7 protein-coding genes are annotated in these 6049 nt (G+C 22.3%); 3 read left to right on the forward strand and 4 right to left on the reverse strand.

Features of this window, described 5'->3' with window-relative positions; translation table 11 throughout:
* Positions 1-2747, reverse strand: a 2747-nt coding sequence (locus tag Q0V09_RS06655) for an EAL domain-containing protein (protein ID WP_297487827.1), incomplete at its 3' end; no start/stop codon positions are given.
* Positions 2748-3046: 299 nt separating this feature from the next.
* Between Q0V09_RS06655 and Q0V09_RS06660 the strand changes: the two genes are divergently transcribed.
* The gene (locus Q0V09_RS06660) at positions 3047-3172 is read left to right on the forward strand and encodes a hypothetical protein (RefSeq protein ID WP_297407145.1); all 126 of its coding nucleotides are present in this window, start codon (positions 3047-3049) and stop codon (positions 3170-3172) included.
* A gap of 89 nt (positions 3173-3261) precedes the next feature.
* On the forward strand, positions 3262-3552 hold the full coding sequence (locus Q0V09_RS06665) for a hypothetical protein (protein ID WP_297407147.1): 291 nt from the start codon (positions 3262-3264) through the stop codon (positions 3550-3552).
* Positions 3553-3672: 120 nt separating this feature from the next.
* On the opposite strand, the gene Q0V09_RS06670 is transcribed toward Q0V09_RS06665, so the two are convergent.
* From Q0V09_RS06670 to Q0V09_RS06680, 3 genes are all read right to left on the reverse strand, one after another.
* Positions 3673-3852, reverse strand: coding sequence for a 4Fe-4S binding protein (locus Q0V09_RS06670; RefSeq protein WP_297407149.1), 180 nt, complete (start codon positions 3850-3852; stop codon positions 3673-3675).
* A gap of 126 nt (positions 3853-3978) precedes the next feature.
* Complete coding sequence (locus Q0V09_RS06675; RefSeq protein WP_297407150.1) at positions 3979-4536, reverse strand: chromate transporter; 558 nt, start codon at positions 4534-4536, stop codon at positions 3979-3981.
* Between the two features lie 12 nt (positions 4537-4548).
* Positions 4549-5088, reverse strand: coding sequence for a chromate transporter (locus Q0V09_RS06680; RefSeq protein WP_297407153.1), 540 nt, complete (start codon positions 5086-5088; stop codon positions 4549-4551).
* 415 nt (positions 5089-5503) lie between these two features.
* On the opposite strand from Q0V09_RS06680, the gene Q0V09_RS06685 reads away from it, so the two are divergent.
* Positions 5504-5875: a pyridoxamine 5'-phosphate oxidase family protein gene (locus tag Q0V09_RS06685; protein ID WP_297407155.1), complete on the forward strand. Its 372-nt coding sequence runs from the start codon at positions 5504-5506 to the stop codon at positions 5873-5875.
* Positions 5876-6049: the final 174 nt, after the last annotated feature.

The following is a 6049-nucleotide window of genomic DNA, read 5'->3' on the forward strand; positions in this document are numbered from 1 at the left end:
TCTTCAAATTGTTCAGACAAAATAGGTTTACTAAATAAAAAACCTTGACCAATATCAACTTTATTTTCCTTTAAAAATTCAAGCTGATAAGTTGTCTCTATTCCTTCAGCAACAATTTTTAAATTTAAATCTTTGGCTAAATTAACTAAATTCTTATAAATACTATGATTATAAGTATCTTTCTCTGTTATTATATCTAAAATAGATTTATCAAACTTTACTATATCAGCTGACAGATAGGGTAGTAAACTTGCTGTTGAATGTCCAGCTGTAAAATCATCTATAGATATTTGAATATTTAGATTTTTAATTTGAGTTATTTTAGTTAAGGTTTTATTTAAGTCACTAGATAATATTGATTCAGTAATCTCTACTTCTAACCACTTTCCTGAAACACTATATTTATCTAATAAACTTTGTAAAACATCAACAAGATCATCTCTTTCAAATGTTTGCATAGAAAGATTAAAAGATAACTTAAATCCACTATTAATCAAGTTTAAACTCTGCCATTTTTTTATAATTTTTACAGATTCCTCAGCCATTTTATAATCTATTAAGTAAACTAAATTAATTTTTTCCGCTATTGGTATAAACTCATTTGGATAAATAGAACCATCTTTTTTTGTTTTCCATCTTGCTAAAGTTTCCCCACCAACTATTTTATTATTTTGAATATTAAATTTTGGTTGGATCATTGGATAGATTCCTATTAAATTTTTTTCACTTAAATATAACTTTATTAAATTTTCTCTATTTTTATTTTCTATTAACTCTTTTGTTGCCTCCACTACTGAACTAGTATTTTTAGCCTTATCTATAGCTACATTTACATATTTTAGTGCTTCATCAAAAGAGGTTTCATCACTTTTTTTTAAATAATATCCTATGCTTAAAAGTATTGTTAATTCTTTTCTTCTTTTGTATTTTTCCAACTCGATTTTTAGTTTTTTCAAATATTTTTTTATATAAATATCATCTAAAAAAATTAAAAACTCAGTATTTGATATTCTAAATGTAAATTGATTAAAAAAAACTTTTTTTATAATTTTAGAAACCTTTATAAGAATTTTATCTCCAATATAATATCCATATTTATCGTTAATCTCTTTAAATTTATCAATATCTATTAAAATTAAATATCCCTCTTTATGTCTATTTCTTCTTTTGAATCTATTAAAACTAATTCTATTTTTTAATCCTGTTAAGGGATCTTTTTTTAATTTGTTTTTACTTTTTTTATAATAATTAAATTTAATTATACAAATAATAAAAATAAAAACCCCTAAAGATGCACATAAAACAAGTAAATTAATACTCTTTTGAGTTTTATCCTCTAAATAGCGATTATAGTTATCTATAATTTTAGCTTCCTCTTTAATATTTTCTCTATCTATTAAATTTACAATAGCTTTATTTAATATGTTTCTTAATAATAACTTATCTTTAGGTAACCCTAAATAAATTGGAAGTTGTTCAATTTTTTCAACTTTATATTTTGGAATATCTAAATCATCATAAGATAAAATAAAAGCTGAATTAATTTGATTATTTTTAAGAGCATTATTTAATAAATCTATATTTTTAAAAGGTTTAATATTCTCATTCAATGAGTATTCCTCAGTTAAACTTTTAGCTGTTTTTCCATGTAATCGTCCTGTTATATTATTTTTATTAATACTATATGAAGAAATTTTATAAAGAATTAAATCATCTATTTTTTTAGTAAATAAAATTGATTTCTCTCTTTGTTTTGTTTTTACCATTGGTAAAATATCAATTTTTCCCTCTTCTAGCTCTTTATAAGCTTTATGAAAGCCCATACTACTATTTGTTATATAATCAAACTTTATTCCTGTACCCATAGAAAGCTTCTTTAAAATAAGATACATTGATCCATCATAATTATTATTTATTCTATAAAAATCGCTATTTTTAACTTTATCATCCACATATATACTGATAGAATTTAAATTTTTTAAATACTTTTTTTCATCTATATTTAAAGAATTCATAAATTTTTCTCTATAGATTATATTTTTTCTAGTTGTTAAAAATTGAGATATCTCTTTATGATATTTTTCATTTAAAGCACTATTTATAAGTAAAAGTAGATCTTTGTCTTTTTTACATACTCCAAGTGATGCACCTGGAATATTTCCAACCTTTTGTTTATATTTAAATCCTATTAACTCTCTGTTTAAACCTATATAATAGCTTTCATTTCTAACATCTTTTAAATTTATTGGAATTAATTTAGCATGTATATCTTTTAATTCTAAATATTTTTTAATACTATTGCTATATTCAAAATTTTTTAATATATATATTTTTTCATTCTTAAAATTCTTAAAATCTGAAACAATATTTTTATTAGATACTAAATATAATCCCTGAGAATATAATACATTTGAAAAATATAGATATTTTTCCTCTTGTTTTGTTGGAGTTAGCCCACCTACAATATCTATTCTTTTATTTTTATAATCATCTATTATAGTATTCCAATCACCTTTAATTACCTTAATATTTAATTGTAAATAATTTTTTAATAAATCTTCAATAATTAAATTTATTGAATTATTATTATAAACTTCACATTTAAAATCTGAATTAAATAGTCCTAATGTAAGTTCTTTCTTTTTATATTTTTTTAAAATATTTTTTTCTTGTTTATTCTTAGGAATATAAACATTTTGAGAAAAAATAGTAAAAAAACATAAAAAATAAATAAAAATAAATCGCATATAATTTTTCTCCTTAGAAATTTTTCTAGATATATTATACTCTTAAATAAATTTAAAATAAATATAAACTTTTATGTTAAGATATAATTGAATATTTTAAAAATAAATAACTAGGAGACATTATGAATTATAAAAAAAATATACCTAATAGATTTAGATTTATTTACATTTATAATAGTGAAAAAATTAATTGAGTTGATGGAACTATGCTCTCTAGGATAGAGAGTCTTGCAAAAAAATATAAAGGATTATTTTTCTCAATAGATATCAAAAAATATCCTCAAGTGACAGGAGAATTTATGATTTTTGTGACACCAGCTCTTTTAGTTTATTATGAAAAGTTTGAAATTATAAAAAAAATCAGATTTTTTCCAATTGGTGAGATTGAAGAGGAATTACATAGGTTTATCACAAATATAGAGTAAGTGTTTATTCTGTATTTGTAGTAATTTATTGATATTTCATTTCAAAAAAGTTATACTTTAATAGTAACTAATCTAAAGGAGTTGATAATATGATAAATTACAAAATGCCACTAACTGGATGTTTGACTCTAAAAAATGATTCCACTCAGTTAATGATTCAATTAAAAAGGACTAATGGTTTTTCTGATGGTTTTCATTTAAAAGAAGTAACAGGTGAAAAAGAAAACATTAAATACTTCAAACTTATAATTACAAATCCACATTTAAATCCCAATTTAACAATTAATAATCCAATTAAAACTAGTTTTAACAATAATTTCAAATTTGCTATTAAAATAGGTGAAAAAGGATTCATATCCGATTTTATAACTAATTTTTAAAACAATTCAATAAGAAACTATTAATACAGAGAATCTAATAGTTCTCTGTATTTTCTTATATATAATAAAAAAGATGTAAAAATATTAATTTTTACATCTTTTTCATAAATTAAGCTAAATTTAGTCCACTTGAGAGATACATGATACTGGACAAACAGAAGCGCATGATCCACAATCAATACATTCATCTTCATTAATTTTTCTTTTACCATTTTCTAATTCTGAAATACATGATACTGGACATACTGATTGACATGCACCACATGCAATACACTCATCTTCATTAATTCTATAAGCCATTTTTATCAACTCCCTTTTTAATATATTTTAAGTGTATCATATCTAAAAATATATTTCAAACATAAAATACCAATTTTAGAGTACTTTACATCGAAATATTATTTAAATTTGATATTGAAATTATCTTTATATTTTGAAAATGACTCCTACAACACCAGAACAAACAATCAATAAAATAGGATTTATTTTAATCTTTTTAATTAAAATATATAAAATTATTCCTAGTATTAAGGATTTTATATTCAAATTTTGGAAAAAAGATAAATGTTTTGAACTATATAAAAAAGAGACTTTAATAATTCCAAAGGTAGCAGCAGTAATTAATCCTACTGAAGCTGGTCTTAAACCATAAAAAGCTCCATTTATATATGTATTTTCTTTAAATTTTTTAAGTGCTTTTGAAATTACTAAAATTATTAATACAGAGGGTGTAACAATTCCTAAAGTAGCTACAATACCACCTAAAGGACCTCCTGTTAAGTATCCAGTATAAGTTGCCATATTAATACCAATAGCTCCTGGAGTAGATTCTGATATTGCTAACATATTTACTAAATCTTTTTCTGTAAACCAATTAGTTTTATTACTTAAACTTTCTAAAAAAGGAATAGTAGCAAGTCCTCCTCCCACTGTGAAAAAACCTATTTTACAAAATTCATAGTATAGTTTTATGTAAAGTAACATATTTACCTCTCTTTATTTTTTTCTTTTAATATATATTCCTGATAATGCTGAAATAATTATAATTATTACTGGAGAAATATTAAAAAATAATGATCCCAATATAACTCCAAAAAATATAAACATTGTTATATTATCAATTATTGCTTGTTTAGATAAATTAAATATTGTTTGTAAAATTAAGATACTTACACAAACACGTATTCCAGAAAAGGCATATTGAATAATTTCAAGTGATGAAAAGTTTTGAATAAATGCTCCAATAATTTGAATAACAATTAAAGCTGGAAAAATAAATCCTAAGGTGGCAACTAATGCTCCTGATATACCACATATATTTTCTCCAACAAAAGTAGCAGTATTAACGGCTATAACTCCTGGAGTACATTGTCCAATAGCACAATAATCTCCTAATTCCTCATTTGTAGCCCACTTCTTTTTTTCAACAATTTCCTTTTGTAAAATAGGAAACATTGCATACCCTCCTCCAAAAGTAAAAAGTCCTATTTTGCTAAAAGTAAAAAATAAATCTAATAATTTTTTTAATTTTTTCAATTTAACCTCCTTATTTTTGTAGAAATTCTAACAGAATATTATATTAAAATTAGAAATAAAATTAAAATAATTGATATCACCAATTTTAATATAAATAACTTGAAAGAAAAATCATTATAATTTTTCATAACAATCCTCCTTTATAATTTTATATTTTTTACCAAAACATAGTATATCATAATAGTACAAAAAAGTCAAAAATAGCTATTTTTTATGCAAGTAAATGATTATTTTTAAATATAAAATATTTTTAAATTATCAAAGTATAACCATAATCACACTTTTTTAAGAGCTAAATATGTTATAGTATAAATATATGTAAAAAAAAAATATTTTGGTAACATATGTTACGGAAATTTAATCAATTATTTAGTACACTTAAGTGTCAATAAAATTAATTAAAGGAGTGATAATTATGAACACTAAATTACAAGAAATTTTAAACAATGAGAGACAAGAATCAGTAACAATGGTTACTATGGGAAATGAAAAGCCACATATTACAAATACTTGGAAATCTTATATTACTGTTTGTGATGAGAAATTTATTATTCCAGTTGGTGGAATGAAAACTACAGAGGAAAATTTAAAAATAAATAATGAGATTCAAATTTCAATTGCATCTCCAGAAGTTCAAGGATTTAATTTTTTAGGAACTGGTGTGTTAATCACTGGAACTGCTGAAATTAAAAGAGAAGGTAGTGAATTTGATTTAATTAAAAAATCATATGAATGGGCTAACGGTGCATTAATAGTTACTTTAAATAAAGTCACTCAAACTCTATAATAGATTAATTAAAAATATATAAAGAAATCAAGGGCATAATAGTATAAAAAACTCTTGCCGTTTACAACAGGTTACAAAATTAATTTTAAAAGCTTATTCTCCAGCGAAAGTAACTGAAAAATATGTTATACGAAAAAAATAGAGAAAATCCTTAACAGATTTTCTCTATTTTAA

This window comes from uncultured Cetobacterium sp. (assembly GCF_947039425.1).
Taxonomy (GTDB): domain Bacteria; phylum Fusobacteriota; class Fusobacteriia; order Fusobacteriales; family Fusobacteriaceae; genus Cetobacterium_A.

Bases quoted from the DNA above. Each gene is read 5' to 3' on its own strand.
- Q0V09_RS06675 (WP_297407150.1), bottom strand. From the start codon at position 4,536: ATGTTACTTTACATAAAACTATACTATGAATTTTGTAAAATAGGTTTT.
- Q0V09_RS06670 (WP_297407149.1), bottom strand. From the start codon at position 3,852: ATGGCTTATAGAATTAATGAAGATGAGTGTATTGCATGTGGTGCATGT.
- Q0V09_RS06685 (WP_297407155.1), top strand. From the start codon at position 5,504: ATGAACACTAAATTACAAGAAATTTTAAACAATGAGAGACAAGAATCA.
- Q0V09_RS06660 (WP_297407145.1), top strand. From the start codon at position 3,047: ATGATTTTTGTGACACCAGCTCTTTTAGTTTATTATGAAAAGTTTGAA.
- Q0V09_RS06665 (WP_297407147.1), top strand. From the start codon at position 3,262: ATGATAAATTACAAAATGCCACTAACTGGATGTTTGACTCTAAAAAAT.